General features: G+C 54.4%; 14 protein-coding genes and 6 tRNA genes. 9 read left to right on the top strand and 11 right to left on the bottom strand.

What is annotated here, in order from left to right:
• Nucleotides 1–23 precede the first annotated feature (23 nt).
• From CDA56_RS18490 to CDA56_RS18480, 3 genes are all read right to left on the bottom strand, one after another.
• Nucleotides 24–2,204: an EAL domain-containing protein gene (locus CDA56_RS18490; RefSeq protein ID WP_102802949.1), complete on the bottom strand. Its 2,181-nt coding sequence runs from the start codon at nucleotides 2,202–2,204 to the stop codon at nucleotides 24–26.
• Between the two features lie 201 nt (nucleotides 2,205–2,405).
• A tRNA-Ala gene (locus CDA56_RS18485) sits at nucleotides 2,406–2,481 on the bottom strand.
• A 41-nt stretch (nucleotides 2,482–2,522) separates the two neighbouring features.
• Nucleotides 2,523–2,598 (bottom strand) — tRNA-Ala (locus tag CDA56_RS18480).
• A gap of 219 nt (nucleotides 2,599–2,817) precedes the next feature.
• Between CDA56_RS18480 and CDA56_RS18475 the strand changes: the two genes are divergently transcribed.
• Nucleotides 2,818–3,171 (top strand): YfeC-like transcriptional regulator, encoded by a 354-nt coding sequence (locus CDA56_RS18475; RefSeq protein ID WP_004852968.1) that lies wholly within the window; start codon nucleotides 2,818–2,820, stop codon nucleotides 3,169–3,171.
• 4 nt (nucleotides 3,172–3,175) lie between these two features.
• Nucleotides 3,176–3,568: a YfeC-like transcriptional regulator gene (locus CDA56_RS18470; RefSeq protein ID WP_032720507.1), complete on the top strand. Its 393-nt coding sequence runs from the start codon at nucleotides 3,176–3,178 to the stop codon at nucleotides 3,566–3,568.
• A 59-nt stretch (nucleotides 3,569–3,627) separates the two neighbouring features.
• On the opposite strand, the gene gltX is transcribed toward CDA56_RS18470, so the two are convergent.
• Entirely contained in the window at nucleotides 3,628–5,046 is a 1,419-nt protein-coding gene (gltX, locus tag CDA56_RS18465; RefSeq protein WP_064377551.1) for a glutamate--tRNA ligase, read from the bottom strand.
• 259 nt (nucleotides 5,047–5,305) lie between these two features.
• On the opposite strand from gltX, the gene CDA56_RS18455 reads away from it, so the two are divergent.
• The 4 genes from CDA56_RS18455 to CDA56_RS18440 all read left to right on the top strand — a co-directional run bounded on the left by CDA56_RS18455 (nucleotide 5,306) and on the right by CDA56_RS18440 (nucleotide 5,703).
• Nucleotides 5,306–5,381 (top strand) — tRNA-Val (locus CDA56_RS18455).
• A gap of 44 nt (nucleotides 5,382–5,425) precedes the next feature.
• Nucleotides 5,426–5,501: transfer RNA gene (locus CDA56_RS18450), tRNA-Val, on the top strand.
• 46 nt (nucleotides 5,502–5,547) lie between these two features.
• Nucleotides 5,548–5,623: transfer RNA gene (locus CDA56_RS18445), tRNA-Val, on the top strand.
• Between the two features lie 4 nt (nucleotides 5,624–5,627).
• Nucleotides 5,628–5,703 (top strand) — tRNA-Lys (locus tag CDA56_RS18440).
• 89 nt (nucleotides 5,704–5,792) lie between these two features.
• Here CDA56_RS18440 and CDA56_RS18435 read toward each other — a convergent pair.
• The 4 genes from CDA56_RS18435 to CDA56_RS18420 all read right to left on the bottom strand — a co-directional run bounded on the left by CDA56_RS18435 (nucleotide 5,793) and on the right by CDA56_RS18420 (nucleotide 9,975).
• The gene (locus CDA56_RS18435) at nucleotides 5,793–6,677 is read right to left on the bottom strand and encodes a LysR family transcriptional regulator (RefSeq protein ID WP_104011390.1); all 885 of its coding nucleotides are present in this window, start codon (nucleotides 6,675–6,677) and stop codon (nucleotides 5,793–5,795) included.
• Between the two features lie 98 nt (nucleotides 6,678–6,775).
• On the bottom strand, nucleotides 6,776–8,032 hold the full coding sequence (locus CDA56_RS18430; RefSeq protein ID WP_103814834.1) for a nucleoside permease: 1,257 nt from the start codon (nucleotides 8,030–8,032) through the stop codon (nucleotides 6,776–6,778).
• A gap of 60 nt (nucleotides 8,033–8,092) precedes the next feature.
• Nucleotides 8,093–8,926, bottom strand: a complete 834-nt coding sequence (gene xapA / locus CDA56_RS18425; RefSeq protein WP_014230309.1) for a xanthosine phosphorylase — start codon at nucleotides 8,924–8,926, stop codon at nucleotides 8,093–8,095.
• Between the two features lie 122 nt (nucleotides 8,927–9,048).
• On the bottom strand, nucleotides 9,049–9,975 hold the full coding sequence (locus CDA56_RS18420; RefSeq protein WP_032693079.1) for a LysR family transcriptional regulator: 927 nt from the start codon (nucleotides 9,973–9,975) through the stop codon (nucleotides 9,049–9,051).
• Between the two features lie 89 nt (nucleotides 9,976–10,064).
• On the opposite strand from CDA56_RS18420, the gene CDA56_RS18415 reads away from it, so the two are divergent.
• Nucleotides 10,065–11,063: a bile acid:sodium symporter family protein gene (locus CDA56_RS18415; RefSeq protein WP_004852990.1), complete on the top strand. Its 999-nt coding sequence runs from the start codon at nucleotides 10,065–10,067 to the stop codon at nucleotides 11,061–11,063.
• On the opposite strand, the gene CDA56_RS18410 is transcribed toward CDA56_RS18415, so the two are convergent.
• The 3 genes from CDA56_RS18410 to zipA form a co-directional block, all read right to left on the bottom strand.
• Complete coding sequence (locus tag CDA56_RS18410) at nucleotides 11,060–11,278, bottom strand: DUF3820 family protein (RefSeq protein WP_004123346.1); 219 nt, start codon at nucleotides 11,276–11,278, stop codon at nucleotides 11,060–11,062. The two genes, CDA56_RS18415 and CDA56_RS18410, sit on opposite strands and share 4 nt — an antisense overlap.
• Nucleotides 11,271–13,295: an NAD-dependent DNA ligase LigA gene (gene ligA, locus CDA56_RS18405; RefSeq protein WP_103814832.1), complete on the bottom strand. Its 2,025-nt coding sequence runs from the start codon at nucleotides 13,293–13,295 to the stop codon at nucleotides 11,271–11,273. Before ligA ends, CDA56_RS18410 begins: the two co-directional genes overlap by 8 nt.
• 74 nt (nucleotides 13,296–13,369) lie before the next feature.
• The gene (zipA, locus tag CDA56_RS18400) at nucleotides 13,370–14,383 is read right to left on the bottom strand and encodes a cell division protein ZipA (protein WP_014230313.1); all 1,014 of its coding nucleotides are present in this window, start codon (nucleotides 14,381–14,383) and stop codon (nucleotides 13,370–13,372) included.
• A gap of 230 nt (nucleotides 14,384–14,613) precedes the next feature.
• On the opposite strand from zipA, the gene cysZ reads away from it, so the two are divergent.
• Nucleotides 14,614–15,375 carry a sulfate transporter CysZ gene (gene cysZ / locus CDA56_RS18395; protein WP_009654873.1) on the top strand — a complete coding sequence of 254 codons (762 nt, stop codon included), beginning with the start codon at nucleotides 14,614–14,616 and terminating at the stop codon, nucleotides 15,373–15,375.
• 159 nt (nucleotides 15,376–15,534) lie between these two features.
• Nucleotides 15,535–15,971 (top strand): pyridoxal-phosphate dependent enzyme (locus tag CDA56_RS18390; RefSeq protein ID WP_139536124.1); only part of this gene is annotated, 437 nt, incomplete at its 3' end.

Below are 15,971 nucleotides of genomic sequence, written 5' to 3'. Positions count from 1 at the left end.
AAGCCGGGCAAGTCCCGGCTTTTTCATGCCCGCAGTTCGCTCAACGGCAGCGGCTTACCCACCAGATACCCCTGGAGATAATCGACACCTAACTCGAGAAGCTTTTCCCGCTGCTCCGGCGTTTCAACGTATTCCGCCACCACTTTCATCTTCTTAACCTTAGCCATTTCAATAATGGATTTGACCATAATGGCGTCCAGCGGATCGGTCTCGATATCGCGCACGAAGCAGCCGTCAATTTTCAGGATATCGGCCTGCAGGCTTTTCAGACGCTCGTAGTTAGCGTAGCCGGTACCAAAGTCATCAATCGCTATACCGCAACCGAAATCTCGCAGCAGCTGGATGTTATGCATGCTGGTCTCGACATCGGAAAACGCCTGCTCTTCGGTAACTTCAATCGTTATCGCCTCCGCCGACAGGTTATAGCGTTTAAACAGCGCGATGATTTGCGCCGCGCTATCCTTTTGCATCAGCGTATAGGGCAGAAGGTTGACGGAGAAATGCTGGCCATGATGGTGATTGAGCGAACTAAACAGCGTTTCCAGCACCTGCATATCAAAACGCTGGCTCAGGTTAAACTGCGCAATCAGCGGGATAAACCGATCGGGCGTAATGATGGTATTGCCGCAGCGCATACGACTCAGTATCTCGTAATACCCCTCGCCGGAGGCGTCCCGGATAGGCTGGGCGTACAGTACCAGCCCACGTTCGTTAAGCGCCTGCTTAATCTTCGCCAGCAGCCGTACCTGTTCGCTCGTTTGATCGGAAATCTGCTCTTGCGCCGCGTCCAGCGGTAATACGCGCCGCGCCGCGCCGGCCTGCTCCGATAACCAGCTAAGCTGACCAAGCATCGGGTGAAGCTCAGATTCTATGCCGCGGTAGCCGCCCCACGATGCGCCAAATTCCAGATCTAACGCCTGGTTATTCCAGCTAAATTTTTTATGGTTAAGCGTGGAAACAATATGACTTAACCGCGCCTCTGGCTCCGGCCCCTTCAGTACCAGCAGTAGCTCGCTGCCGGGGAGCTGAAATATTCGCTCGCCGGGAGCTAATAGCGGCTGTAGCTTCCGGGCTATCTGCCGTTTGCTCTCCACTCTCATCATCATGCCATAATGGCGGCTCAGGAAGTCCAGATTCTGAATGCGCAGGCTGCTGATGGCCACAGCAGGATTCCGCTGCAGGTGACTCTCCAGCGCGCGCAGATTCGGTAAACCGGTTAGCGGATCTTCTTCCGCCTGATCCCGCCACCTGAACTTCATTCTTTCACTGCGAGCGTAGATATCCGCCATATAAAACAGGCAGATAGTGAAACAAATGAGTACCGAAAGAACAAACGACAGTGAATATTCAGTTTGTACGCCGTGTAAAAAATTCTGGTTATACGCCACGAGTAAAAAGGCTGAAACGGACCATGAAATGCGAATCAGCGTATGCCCCAAGCGGCTAATACCAATGAAGTATAAAATGAAAATAAGCGGGACTAAATAACCGGCAATAAAAACAGAATCATAAGGCGTACACAGCACCAGTAATATTGCCGCCAGGGCCACAAACCAATACAACGTAAATACCCGCTGCTCGCCCGCCCGCCATGAGTGGCAAAGATTACGCCAGAATGCTCGTGCATAACGTGGACTGATAATCATCCGCAACGGATAATAAAAGAATGTCGTGAAAATTAATGCGGCGCTAATCAGGCTTTGTATATCGATAATGGTGTAAATAACCGACATACTGCCGAAATAGCTGGATATTGCCAACGGAAAAGCAAAAAAACGCCCCGCCAGATACATGGTGACCTTCAAAAGGAGCGGTGCAAAAAAGCCTCCCCAAAAAATCCTCGCGCCCATATGTTTTGCCGTCAGCCCAGCGCGCCAGCGCCTTCCAAGCTGAAAGCGAACAATCGCGCAGGACAGGAAAACTGAAAAGAGCTGGCAAAATAGCAGGATCAGCGCCTGGGTTAGCGTCAGATCGATTATCCAGGCATTAGTGATCGCAAACGCGATAATCAATGGCGCAACGGCGTAGCGGCCAAAAATAAAAAGTACGGAATACATTAAGCTCAGCGGTAGCCATGCCAGATAAATTTGATTTCCGTCAATAATGGTTTGTGGGGAAATAAATCGGGACAGCGGAATTGCGATAAAGCAGACCAGGAGCGCCAGCAGAGTTTTTTTGATCTTAATGTTAAGATGATCAAGCATTATTGTTAATTAAAACTCCGGCTGCAACAAATATATTCAGGCAACAGATATTATGTTGCTTAATAAAGGCAGGCAAGATTTTAAATAGTGAAAAAATCTGAAATTACTTAACGCAGAGGTTTGCTGACTTATTCAGAGAATGCTTTACATTTCCTCCGCCAGACAAACAAAAAACCCCCGCCGTAGCGAGGGTTCCGAATTTGGTGGAGCTAAGCGGGATCGAACCGCTGACCTCTTGCATGCCATGCAAGCGCTCTCCCAGCTGAGCTATAGCCCCACAGGACCTCTTTACGAACCAAACCTGATGGGTGCAGGTGTTGGTGGAGCTAAGCGGGATCGAACCGCTGACCTCTTGCATGCCATGCAAGCGCTCTCCCAGCTGAGCTATAGCCCCGTAACGTAAAGCGTGTCGTGTTGACGGGCGGCATAATATGAATTCCTTCGCCAGGTGTCAACGGCAAAATCAATCCCGGCTATTTGATCGCTGAAAAAGCAGGCAAACGGCTGACATTGCGAGCCTTATCGCAGCCAGAAGTTAAACATGTCACTCTTTCCTTTAAAAGGATGCTATAACATGTGCAACTAATTCCCACATATTTACTCAGGAAATAGTATGCTCAAGGAACGAATGACACCTGAAGAAATAGCGCATCTGACTGGCTTCAGTCGGCAAACGATTAACAAATGGGTACGTAAAGAGGGATGGCAAACGTCCCCGCGCCCCGGCGTACAGGGCGGCAAAGCGCGCCTCGTACATGTTAATGAGCAGGTTCGCGAGTTTATTCGCAGCGCGCAGCGCGTGGCCGAAAACCCTGTCCCCTATTCCGCAACGGATAACGATCTCGAATCTCTGCTGCTTACCCTGTGTAAAGAGATGACGCCGGGAGAGCAAAAGCTGCTGATGTCGCTGCTGCTGCGTGAAGGGATCACCGGGTTACTCAACCGACTCGGTATTCGCGATCGGTGAAAGCATGATGAAACTTAAAGATAAAATGACCCCAGCGGAGCTCGCCGAGTGCCTTAACCTCGCCCGGCAAACCATAAACCGCTGGGCCAGAGAACAAAAATGGCGGACGGAACCGATCCCCGGAGTCAAAGGCGGACGCGCTCGTCTTATCGTCATCGACAGGTCGGTGATCGATTTCCTGGCAAATATCCCGGCGCTGCGGCATCTGACCATGGATAACCAGTTGGCGGAACCGCCCGTCAAATACTTTGTGAACGATGCGGACACAATCTGGCGCCAGATTGTCGAGACCATGCACCTGATGACCCCAACTGAGCAGCTGCACCTGCGGGATTTTCTTGCGCGCGAGGGGATCAGCGGGTTTCTGTCCCGGCTTGGCATTACTGATGCGAAGTAACGGGCAAAAAAAACGGCGGGGTTCGCTATCCCCGCCGTTTAACAATCGCTGTATCAGGATCAGGATTGCTGGCTTTCGCGCTCAGCAATAAAGGCCAGCGCCTTGTTGATACGTTCTACGCTACGTGATTTACCGATCGCATGGACGGTCACATCAAGCGCCGGAGACTGACCCGCACCGGTCACCGCGACGCGCAGCGGCATTCCCACTTTTCCCATCCCCACTTCCAGCTCATCGGCCGTCGCCTGAATCGCATGATGGACGTTTTCCGCCGTCCAGTCGCTTATAGCGGCTAATTTGTCGCGCACCACTTCCAGCGGCTGACGAGCAACAGGACGCAGATGTTTTTTCGCCGCATCGGCATCAAACTCGGCAAAATCTTCATAGAAATAGCGGCAGCTCGCCGCCATCTCTTTAAGGGTTTTGCAGCGCTCGCCCAGCAGCTTCACCAGCTCAGCCAGCTGCGGGCCGTTACGGGTGTCGATATTTTCCTGCTCAATGTGCCACTGTAAATGCGTTGCCACGTACTCCGGGGCCAGCGAGTTGATATAGTGGTGGTTCAGCCACTGCAGCTTTTCCGTATTGAACGCGCTCGCCGATTTGCTCACCGCCCCCAGGCTGAACAGTTTAATCATCTCTTCGCGAGAGAAAATCTCCTGGTCGCCGCTGGACCATCCCAGACGCACCAGATAGTTCAGCAGCGCTTCCGGCAGATAGCCGTCGTCGCGATACTGCATAACGCTGACCGCACCGTGGCGCTTGGACAGTTTCTTACCATCGTCGCCGTTAATCATCGAGACGTGGGCGTAAACCGGCACCGGCGCATTCAGCGCTTTCAGGATGTTAATCTGGCGCGGGGTATTGTTGATATGGTCTTCGCCGCGAATAACGTGGGTGATTTCCATATCCCAGTCGTCAACCACGACGCAGAAGTTGTAGGTTGGAGAACCATCGGTACGGCGGATAATCAGATCGTCCAGCTCCTGGTTGCTGAATTCGATCGGACCGCGGATCTGGTCGTCAAAAACAACGGAACCCTCTTCCGGGTTGGCAAAACGGACGACGCAAGGTTCGTCATCAGCATGATGTTCGTGGCCATGGCGGCAGCGACCGTCGTAGCGGGGCTTCTCGCCTTTTGCCATTTGCTCTTCACGCAGCGCTTCCAGACGCTCTTTAGAGCAATAGCATTTATAGGCCGTGCCCGCTGTCAGCATTTCATCAATAACGGCGTTGTAGCGATCAAAACGCTTGGTCTGGAAGTACGGACCCTCGTCCCATTCCAGGCTCAGCCAGTTCATACCATCCATAATGGCTTCAATGGCCTCCGGCGTGGAGCGCTCAAGATCGGTATCTTCAATACGCAGCACAAACTCACCGCCGTGATTACGTGCAAAAAGCCAGGAATAGAGAGCAGTACGCGCGCCGCCAACGTGCAGATAGCCTGTCGGGCTGGGCGCGAAGCGAGTTTTGATTTTCATGAAGTGGCCTTACGTTTGATAAAGGTGCCGACACGCGGCAGTGTTCGTTGGATTTTATGGAGGAATATTCTAACACCGTGGGCTGATTCCTCAATGTTGTTACCGTTTCAACGTCACGCTTTCCCCTTTTTGTTTATAAATCATGCGCCACGGATGACATTGCGATCGTTTTGTTTAATTTTACGACGAACAAACAAATTATTTAGAAAAGGCGTTGACTCATTTTCAACTCTCCCTATAATGCGACTCCACACAGCGGGGGTGATTAGCTCAGCTGGGAGAGCACCTCCCTTACAAGGAGGGGGTCGGCGGTTCGAACCCGTCATCACCCACCAACTACTTTACGTAGTCTCCGCCGTGTAGCAAGAAATTGAGAAGTGGGTGATTAGCTCAGCTGGGAGAGCACCTCCCTTACAAGGAGGGGGTCGGCGGTTCGATCCCGTCATCACCCACCACTTTCTCGCCAGCTGGATTTCTTGCCGTAAAATGAAGTACCGAAGTGGGTGATTAGCTCAGCTGGGAGAGCACCTCCCTTACAAGGAGGGGGTCGGCGGTTCGATCCCGTCATCACCCACCACTTCGGGTCGTTAGCTCAGTTGGTAGAGCAGTTGACTTTTAATCAATTGGTCGCAGGTTCGAATCCTGCACGACCCACCAATGTAAAAAAGCGCCCTAAAGGCGCTTTTTTGCTATCTGCGATAGACAAAGCCGACACGGGCCTTCATCTTGCTATCCGGCACTGACCATCAATTCACCAGCGCCGCAATCAGCTTCTCCAGCGCGGGCGTCGCCTGCTGTTGGTCATAGACGATATACAAATCTGCCGGTATGCGTTCTTCCAGCGGACGAAACACCACCCCCGGCCACGTCATTTGCGCATAGCTATCAGCGATGAGCGTAATACCTATCCCCATACTGACCATCGCCAGAACCGTTTGCGGCTCCATCACTTCACGGATAATCATCGGCGAGAATCCGGCGCTCTGGCACACGCGCTGCAAAAACTTCCAGTCGGTATGTATTGAAGGCATGGTGACAAAATATTCGTTACGCAAAGCCGCAAGCGGGATCGCCTTACGCGCGACAAGCGGATGCTCTTCCGGCATGGCCACCAGAAAAGAGGATTCGTGCAAGCGCAGGCTGGTAAATCCAGGAGAAGGCGCTGTCGCCATCCGCCAGACGCCGGCGTCCAGCTCGCGTCGTTCCAGCATCGCCATCTGCATGGCGGGCATGTTCTCGCGAAAAAGCACCTCTACGTTAGGGTTCTCTTTCAAAAAACGCCGCATCACCGGACGCATTTTTCCCCACATAGCCGTACCTATCACGCCCAGCTCTACCCGTCCCGCCTCACCCCGCCCAATCTGTTCCACGCGCGCCAGCGCCTGATTCGCGCTGGAAAGCAGACGACGGGACTCCTCCATCAGGATTTTCCCTGCGTGGGTCAACGCTACGCTGCGGGAGTGGCGAACAAACAGCAGCGTGCCAAGCTGCTGCTCCAGGTCTTTAATGTGAATGCTGAGCGGAGGTTGCGACATGTTCAGACGGGCCGCCGCACTACCAAAATGCAGCTCTTCGGCAACAGCCAGAAAATAGCGCAATAACTTCAGATCGATACGATGCGTGCGTTCCATGGGTCATGCGCTCCTGAGGCATAAAGATAATGCGCAAAGTTACCACACTGCATCAGAAAAAATGAAACGGCGGAACATGTGCCCGCCGCGGAAGAGGATTAATGCGTCAGCGCTTTTTTCATTAATTTCTCAGGTTCATGTTTATATTTGAAGAACACAGCAAAAACAACCGCCAGCAGCAATGAATAGGCCGCGAAGACCAGCCAGATGGTCTGCCACTCTTTTACGCCATCAACAGAGAAGTAATCCACGGCCATGCCGCTGAGAACCGAACCTACCCATGCGCCAACACCGTTCACCATGGTCATAAACAACCCCTGCGCGCTGGCGCGAATATGCGCCCCCGCCTCTTGCTCTACGAACACCGATCCTGAAATATTAAAAAAGTCGAATGCGCAGCCGTAAACGATCATCGACATCAGCAGCAGAACAAAACCGAACGGAGACGGATCGCCAAAGGCAAAAAAGCCAAAGCGCAGCGTCCACGCCAGCATACTCATCAGCATGACCGTTTTAATGCCAAAGCGTTTCAGAAAGAATGGAATGGTGAGAATAAAGGCGACTTCCGCCATCTGCGAAACCGAAAGCAAAATAGAGGGATAGCGTACGACAAAGCTGTCGGCAAACGCCGGGTTGCGGGCGAAATCATGCAGAAAGGGGTTACCGAAGACGTTGGTTATTTGCAGTACCGCCCCGAGCATCATCGCGAAGAAAAAGAAAATGGCCATCCGCGGATTTTTAAACAATATGAATGCATCCAGTCCCAGCCTCGTGGCCAATGTGGCGCCAGGTTTCTTCTCGGTCACAGCAATTTTCGGTAGCGTAAGCGCATAAATCGCCAGTAATAACGACGCGGCAGAGGCGATATACAGCTGCGCGCTGCTCAGCTCCAGCCCCATCAGGCTCACCGTCCACATGGCGACAATAAAACCAAGGGTGCCAAATACGCGAACAGGAGGAAACGCGGTCGCCGGATCCTGGCCGGACTGCGCCAGACATGAATAGGAGATGCTATTAGACAACGAGATAGTCGGCATATAGGCCATCGCGTTAATCAGCATTACCCAGAACATCGTCTCCGGATCGGTGACGGTCGTTGCATAAAGAAGCACTCCCGCACAGACCAGGTGGCAGAGCATATAGGCCCGTTCTGCACGTAGCCATTTATCGGCAACGATCCCCATAATGGCGGGCATGATAATGGCCGCCAGCCCTTTGGAACTATAGACAATGCCGACATTTGCCCCGGTGAAATGCAGTGTGTTTATCATGTAAGAACCCAGGGTGACCAGCCAGCTACCCCAGATAAAATATTGCAAAAACGACATGAGTTTTAAGCGAGAGGCGATACCCATTTTTCCGTTCCTTGCCATTAAAGTAAGACCCCGCAAGCGGGGTCAATATTTATTATTTTTTCAGGCCAGTTTGCGTAAGAAGCCGCAGATCAGGTTAATAAAGTTCTGCCGGGAGAGTTCGGCCGCCGCCAGGGTTTGCGCGTGAGATAGTTTCACATCGCCGAGGCCCTCAGCCAGATTGGTAATGGCTGAGACGGCCACCACTTTCAGCTCGCAATGGCGGGCAGCGATGACTTCCGGCACGACGGACATCCCCACCACATCGCCGCCGATAATCTGCATCATGCGAATCTCCGCCGCCGTTTCAAAATTCGGCCCGGGATAAGAGACAAATACGCCTTCAGTCAGCGGAAATCCCTCCTCCTCCGCTACGCGCTGCAGAACGGCGCGGTAATCCGCGTCATAGGCGTTGGCCAGGGAGAAGAAGCGTTCGCCGAAGCGCTCATCATTCAGGCCCACCATTGGCGTACCCGGCATCGTGTTAATATGATCGCTGAGCGCCACCAGACTTCCCGGCCCCACTTCCGGACGTAAAGAACCGGCCGCGTTAGTACAAAACAGCAGTTCACACCCCAGCAGCTTTAGCGTCCGAATGGCATCAGTCATCACCGTCATGCCCCGACCTTCATAGAAGTGCCCACGCCCTTTCATGCAGGCAACGGGTACGCCGGCCAGATTTCCAAGCACCAGTTCACCGGCATGGCCGTGCACGGTACTCACCGGAAAGCCGGGCAGCTTTTCGTAAGATATCGCCACCGCATCTTCAATTTGTTCCGCCAGCGCCCCTAGACCCGACCCCAGGATAAAGGCCACCCGCGGCGTAAAATCCGGCTTATATCCGCGAATAATATCGGCGCTATACCAGGGATTCTGTGAGAAAAGCGTGTCGCTCATAAGCTGTCCTTAAAAACTGAAAGATCGATAAAGTGATTGGCTACCATGCTGTTATAACGATGCTACGCAATCGATTACCAATACAGTTTTCCCGGACGTTTGATATTAAAAAGCTATTGATTTCATTTCTGATACAAGGGGTCGTTTTCGCGTAAGGCGGTCAGCTGGCCAGCCTGCTGCCGCACCACCTCCCACAGCGCCTCTGCGGCTGTCGATAGCGAGCGGTTTTTACGCCGCGCCAGCATCAGCTGGCGTTCCACCACCGGGGTGAGTCGCTTCACCTGCAGATGACTTCCCTGAGGGAGCGGCAGCGCTAACGCAGGTAGGATGCTGATGCCTATCCCCGACTCAACCATTGGAAATAGCGTGGCCGGATGACCGATTTCCTGCACGATATTTGCGGTAACGGCGAATCCCGCGAGCGCGGCGTCAATCAGCGGCCGGCTACCCGAAGCATAATCCTGCAAAACCAGCCGCTGGTCATGCAGCGCATGCCAGCTCACCGCATCCCTTTTAGCGAAAGGGTGATCGCGACGGCAAAGCAGCAGGAAAGGTTCAGCGAGAACCGCCTCACACTGCAAATCGGTCGCGGCGCCAGGGTCGATAACAATGCCAAAATCAACTTCTCCCTGACGGATGCTCTCCAGCACCCACTGCTGGGGGCGATCGTGCAGAACAAAATCTATCTCCGGATAGCGACGGTTGCTGTAGGCGATGCACTGCGGGATCAGATGGGCGGAAATGGTCTGGCTGGCCGCCACCCGCACGGTTCCCATAAGCTGCTGCCCGACGCGCCCGGCCTCACGCAACGTGCCGTTTAACTCATCCAGCAGGCGCTCAAGCCGGGCCGCCAGCTGCTGTCCGGCTTCCGTGAGCACCACTTCGCGCGTCGTTCGGTCAAGCAGGCGTACGCCGGTCTGATGTTCCAGCTCTTTCACGCTGTGGCTTACCGCTGACTGACTCAGGCCAATACTCTCCCCTGCCCGGCTAAAGCTTTTGACGCGAGCAACGGTCACAAAAACCTTCAACTGACGTAGCGAATAATTCATCTCTTTTTTTCATGAATAGATGCAATAAATCGATTTTATTTCTCAAACTAAAGAAAGCACAATAGCGACATCGATTTTCAGGAGCGTTTATGAAATTTTTCCGCATTCTTGATCCATTCACCCTGACGTTAGTCACCGTCGTCCTGCTGGCCTCCTTTTTTCCTGCGCGCGGCGGATTTGTCCCCTTCTTTGAACATTTAACCACCGCCGCCATCGCGCTGCTTTTCTTTATGCACGGCGCCAAGCTCTCCCGTGAGGCGATCGTTGCCGGGGGCAGCCACTGGCGTTTACATCTCTGGGTCATGTGCAGCACGTTTATCGTTTTTCCCGTGCTTGGCGTGCTGTTCGCCTGGTGGGCGCCCGTTAACGTCGATCCGGCGCTCTATACCGGGTTTATTTATCTCTGCATTCTTCCCGCCACCGTCCAGTCAGCCATTGCGTTTACCTCCCTGGCGGGCGGCAACGTGGCGGCTGCGGTATGCTCGGCTTCGGCCTCAAGCCTGCTGGGGATCTTCATTTCCCCACTGCTGGTCGGCCTGTTGATGAACCTGCACGGTGCGGGGGGGAGTCTGGAGCAGGTTGGCAAAATCATGCTGCAGCTGCTGCTGCCGTTTGTGCTGGGACATCTCTCTCGTCCGTGGATTGGCAACTGGGTGGCAAAACATAAAAAGTGGATCTCGAAAACCGACCAGACCTCCATCCTGCTGGTGGTCTATTCGGCGTTCAGCGAGGCGGTTGTTAACGGTATCTGGCACAAAGTCGGCGTCGGTTCGCTGCTGTTTATCGTTATTGTCAGCATGGTGCTGCTGGCGATTGTGATTGCGATTAACGTCTTTGTGGCGCGCAGGTGCGGGTTTAATAAAGCGGATGAAATTACGATTGTCTTTTGCGGGTCGAAAAAGAGCCTGGCGAACGGCATTCCGATGGCCAACATTCTCTTCCCGACCTCTATCCTGGGGATAATGGTGCTGCCGCTGATGATCTTCCATCAGATTCAGCTTATGGTCTGTGCGGTGCTGGCGCGGCGCTATAAGCGCCAGGCCGAAGCGTTACAGGCGCAGGAGAAAAGCCGCGCCTCCGAAGCCTAACGCGGGCGCTTAAGGGGCTCGACCAGGCTGGTCAGCCCCTCCGTTTTAATCAATAGCGTTAATGCCATCAGCTCGCCAAGATGCCCGGCGGGAAATTGATCCTTACGGGCAAACCACAGCAAATACTCTTCCGGCACATCGATTAAGCGCCGCCCTTTGTATTTACCAAACGGCATTTCCGTGTTGGCAATCTCAATAAGCTGATCTTTATCCACGCGACTCTCCGAGCAGACGCAGCATTTCGTCTTCATCGATCACCGTAATTCCCAGCTCCTGCGCTTTGGCAAGCTTAGAGCCCGCCGCCTCCCCGGCGATGACCAGGTCGGTCTTCTTCGACACGCTGCCCGCCACCTTCGCCCCCAGCGCAACCAGCCGGGCTTTCGCATCGTCACGGGAGAGCTGACTCAGGCTACCGGTCAGAACCACCGTTTTGCCGGCAAAGGGGCTATCAATCTCTTCCGCATTGACCACGACCGGCGCCGGCCAGCGGACGCCTTCTTTACGCAGCTGAGCAATCACTTCGCGGTTGCTCTCTTCGGCAAAGAAATTACGCACGTGCGTGGCAACCACAATCCCGACATCGGGCACTTTTTGCAGATCGTCAATTGAAGCCTGCTCCAGCGCCTCAATGGTGCCAAAGTGGGCCGCTAAACCGGCTGCCGTCGCCTCACCGACTTCGCGGATCCCCAGCGCATAAAGGAAACGGGCAAAGGTGGTCTCTTTGGACTTCTCCAGGGCATCCACCACGTTCTGCGCTGATTTGGGCCCCATGCGATCGAGCCCGGTGAGTTTACCCGGCGTCAGTTGGAAGAGATCGGCCGGCGTATGCACGTACTCTTTTTCAACCAGCTGATCGATGATTTTATCGCCCATACCGTCAACGTCCAGGGCGCGACGGGAGACAAAATGCTTGAGCGCTTCTTTACGCTGGGCGCCGCAGATCAGACCGCCGGTACAGCGCGTCACCACTTCGCCTTCCACGCGTTCAACGTCGGAATGACATACCGGACAATGGGTGGGGAACACGATCTCACGCGTCTCCTCCGGGCGTTCTGAGAGCACGACGTTCACGACCTGAGGGATAACATCGCCGGCGCGGCGAATGACCACCTTATCGCCGATACGCAGTCCCAGACGCTCGATTTCATCAGCATTATGCAGCGTCGCGTTGCTGACCAGGACCCCGGCGACGTGTACCGGCTCCAGACGCGCAACCGGCGTGATGGCGCCAGTGCGCCCGACCTGAAACTCAACGTCGCGCACGAAAGTCATCTGCTCCTGCGCCGGAAACTTAAACGCCACCGCCCAGCGCGGCGCGCGGGCTACGAAGCCAAGCTGTTCCTGCAGCGCCAGCGAATCGACTTTGATGACCACGCCGTCGATATCAAACCCCAGCTTCGGCCGATCATCTTCAACCTGGCGATAGTAAGTAAGCACTTCCTCTGGCGTATGGCAGAGCTTTACACGCTCGCTGACCGGCAGCCCCCAGGACTTAAACTGCTGCAAGCGCGCCGAGTGGCTGGCAGGCAGCTCGCCGCCTTCCAGCACGCCCACGCCGTAGCAAAAGAAAGTGAGTGGACGCTTCGCGGTAATTCGCGGATCGAGCTGGCGTAAAGACCCCGCCGCCGCGTTACGCGGGTTAGCAAAGACTTTACCTCCGGTTCGCCGCGCCTCTTCATTAATTTTTTCAAACCCTGCCTGCGGCAGGAACACCTCTCCGCGCACCTCAAGCCGCTGCGGAATATTGTCACCGCGTAGCTTCAGGGGAATCGCGCGAATGGTACGCACGTTGGAGGTAATATCTTCGCCGGTCGTTCCATCGCCGCGGGTCGCCGCCTGCACCAGCAGGCCGTTTTCATACAGGATACTGACCGCCAGGCCATCCAGCTTGAGCTCACAGCAGTAAGTCAGGTTATCGGTATTTTTCAGGCGATCCTGTACCCGCTTGTTGAACGCGAGGAAGCTCTCCTCATCAAAAACGTTGTCCAGCGACAGCATCGGGACTTCATGGCGAATCTGGCTAAAAGAGGCTAACGGTGCGGCACCGACGCGCTGGGTGGGCGAGTCCGGGGTGATCAGCTCAGGGTACTGAGCTTCCAGCTCGCGCAGTTCGCGCATTAACCGATCGTATTCCGCATCAGGGATTTCCGGCGTATCCATGACGTGGTAGAGATATTCATGATGGCGAAGCGTGGTTCGCAGTTCAGTCAGTTTTTGTTCGTTCGATTCCATATCACACCATCAATGATAAAAAACCCCCGACGGGCGGGGGTTCAGGATAAGTAGATGAAACGCAAGAAGATGAATCAGGCGTTAGCCTCTTTCACTTCACGAATTCGGTCTTGATATTCACGCAATTTTTGCGGCGTCATCATACGACGCTGGTCATCCAGCACTACGCCGCCGACTTCATCGGCAATGTACTGCGCGGACTGCAGCATCAGCTTAAAGTTTTGCAGTTCATCGCCAAAGGACGGAACCTGCATAAAGATAGTCACCCCGGGCGTCATCATATCCGCCATGCTGTCAGGATTGAAGGTGCCAGGCTTAACCATATTGGCCAGACTGAAGAGCACCTGACCGCTGCCGTCCGGGCTGAGGTGGCGATGGAAGATATTCATATCGCCAAATTTGAAGCCCGCCTGCTGGATGCTATTGATGAGTAGCTCGCCGTTGAGCTGCGAACCGTGATGCGCAGCGACGTTCATCACGATGACCGTCTCCTTACGCTCTTTAGGCTGCGGCGCGGCCTGCTGCGGCTCAGGGGCCTGAGGTTCCGGCGCCGGCTGCGGCTCTGGAGCGGCGGCAGGTTGTTGAACCGGCTGCTGCACATGCTGAACGGGCTGCTGCGCATGCTGAACGGGTTGCTGCACATGCGGAACGGGCTGCGGCTGTACCGGCTGCTGAGGCGGCACGGCGCGCTGCGGCTGCTGGACCGGGGCCTGGGCGTGAACGGGCTGATGTTGCGGCGGCTGCGGTGCACGGACAGGCTCTTCCGGGCGCACAGGTGGCTGTTGCGCCTGACGCTCATAAGGAGGCTGATACTGGTGCTGCGGCTGACGAGGTGCTTCATGCTCCCCATGAACGCCATTCGGCGCATGACTGGTCCGATGAACCCGGACTTCACCAACGCCTTCAACATCGTCATCAAAGTCGTCGCCTTCCGACGCTTCATCGTCGCGAGACTTCATACGTTTCAGTGGGCGATCGCGAAACATCGAGGAGCGTTCTTTACGGCTGGTCCAGAAACCGTGCACCAGTAAAGCGATTATGGCGATCGCGCCAACAATGATTAATATCAGACGCAAATCCTGCATCATTATATTCTCTGTTGTTCTAACACCTTGCCACCACGGCAAACATTTACTCACTAAGAGTATTTGCCGATTACATCAAGTGCAAGTGCGTCGGGGGCTTTCACTACATAAAGATGAACTAAATCGTGCTTTTTGCTGTTTTTTCGAACATTTCCTAACTGGTTATTGTCTGCTAACCCGATAAAATAGCCCGGCATTCAGCCTGGATGTCAAAAAAGGAGCATTACCTGACTATGGTTTCATCATCCGTAACGACCCCGCGTAGTGGCGTCTACTATTTTTCGCAGGGTTGGAAGCTGATCGGGCTGCCGGGGATCCGTCGATACGTATTCCTCCCTTTACTCGTCAACATTATTCTGATGGGCGGCGCATTCTGGTGGCTGTTCACGCGTCTGGACAGCTGGATCCCTTCGTTGATGAGCCATGTTCCTGAATGGCTGCAATGGCTTAACTATCTGCTGTGGCCCATGGTGGTCATTTCTATTCTGCTTGTCTTCGGCTACTTCTTCTCGACAATCGCCAACTGGATTGCCGCGCCCTTTAGCGGCCTGCTGGCCGAGCAGCTTGAAGCGCGCCTGACGGGCGCGACGCCGCCGGATGTCGGGGTTTTCGGCATCCTGAAAGATGTTCCGCGCATCATGAAGCGCGAGTGGCAGAAGTTTGCCTGGTACCTGCCGCGGGCCATCGTCCTTTTGCTTCTCTACTTTATCCCCGGTATCGGCCAGACCGTCGCCCCCGTGCTGTGGTTCCTGTTCAGCGCCTGGATGCTGGCGATTCAGTACTGCGATTACCCTTTTGATAACCATAAGGTGCCGTTTAAAACGATGCGTCAGGCGCTGCGCACGCGCAAAGTGACCAATATGCAGTTTGGCGCCCTGACCAGCCTGTTTACCATGATCCCGGTGCTAAACCTGGTCATCCTGCCCGTCGCGATTTGCGGCGCGACGGCGATGTGGGTCGATTGCTACCGTGACAAACACGCCATGTGGAAGTAGCGCTATCGCTTTCGGAGCGGCTTATGCCGCTCCTTATTACTTCTGGCTTGCCATTATTTCTCTTCTGAATATAGATATGCTAAATCCTTACTTCCGCATATTCTTTAAGCGGGTATGCTGAAGCCGTACTCCCAAATTTCATACAGTTAAGGACGGGCCATGAGTAAGATTTTTGAAGATAACTCCCTGACTATCGGCCATACGCCGCTGGTACGACTGAACCGCATCGGTAACGGACGCATCCTGGCAAAGGTAGAATCTCGTAACCCGAGCTTTAGCGTAAAATGCCGTATCGGTGCCAATATGATTTGGGATGCCGAAAAACGCGGCGTGCTGAAGCCCGGCGTTGAGCTGGTGGAACCGACCAGCGGTAATACCGGTATCGCGCTGGCGTACGTGGCTGCGGCGCGCGGTTATAAACTGACGCTGACGATGCCGGAGACCATGAGCATCGAACGCCGCAAGCTGCTGAAGGCCCTGGGCGCTAACCTGGTGCTGACCGAAGGCGCCAAGGGGATGAAAGGCGCCATCCAGAAAGCCGAAGAAATTGTCGCCAGCGACCCGGAAAAATTCCTCCTGCTCCAGCAGTTCAGCAA

Origin of the sequence: Klebsiella michiganensis (assembly GCF_002925905.1) — a bacterium.
In the GTDB taxonomy this organism is placed as follows: Bacteria; Pseudomonadota; Gammaproteobacteria; order Enterobacterales; family Enterobacteriaceae; genus Klebsiella; species Klebsiella michiganensis.
This window is presented reverse-complemented; position numbering and strand designations above follow the sequence as displayed.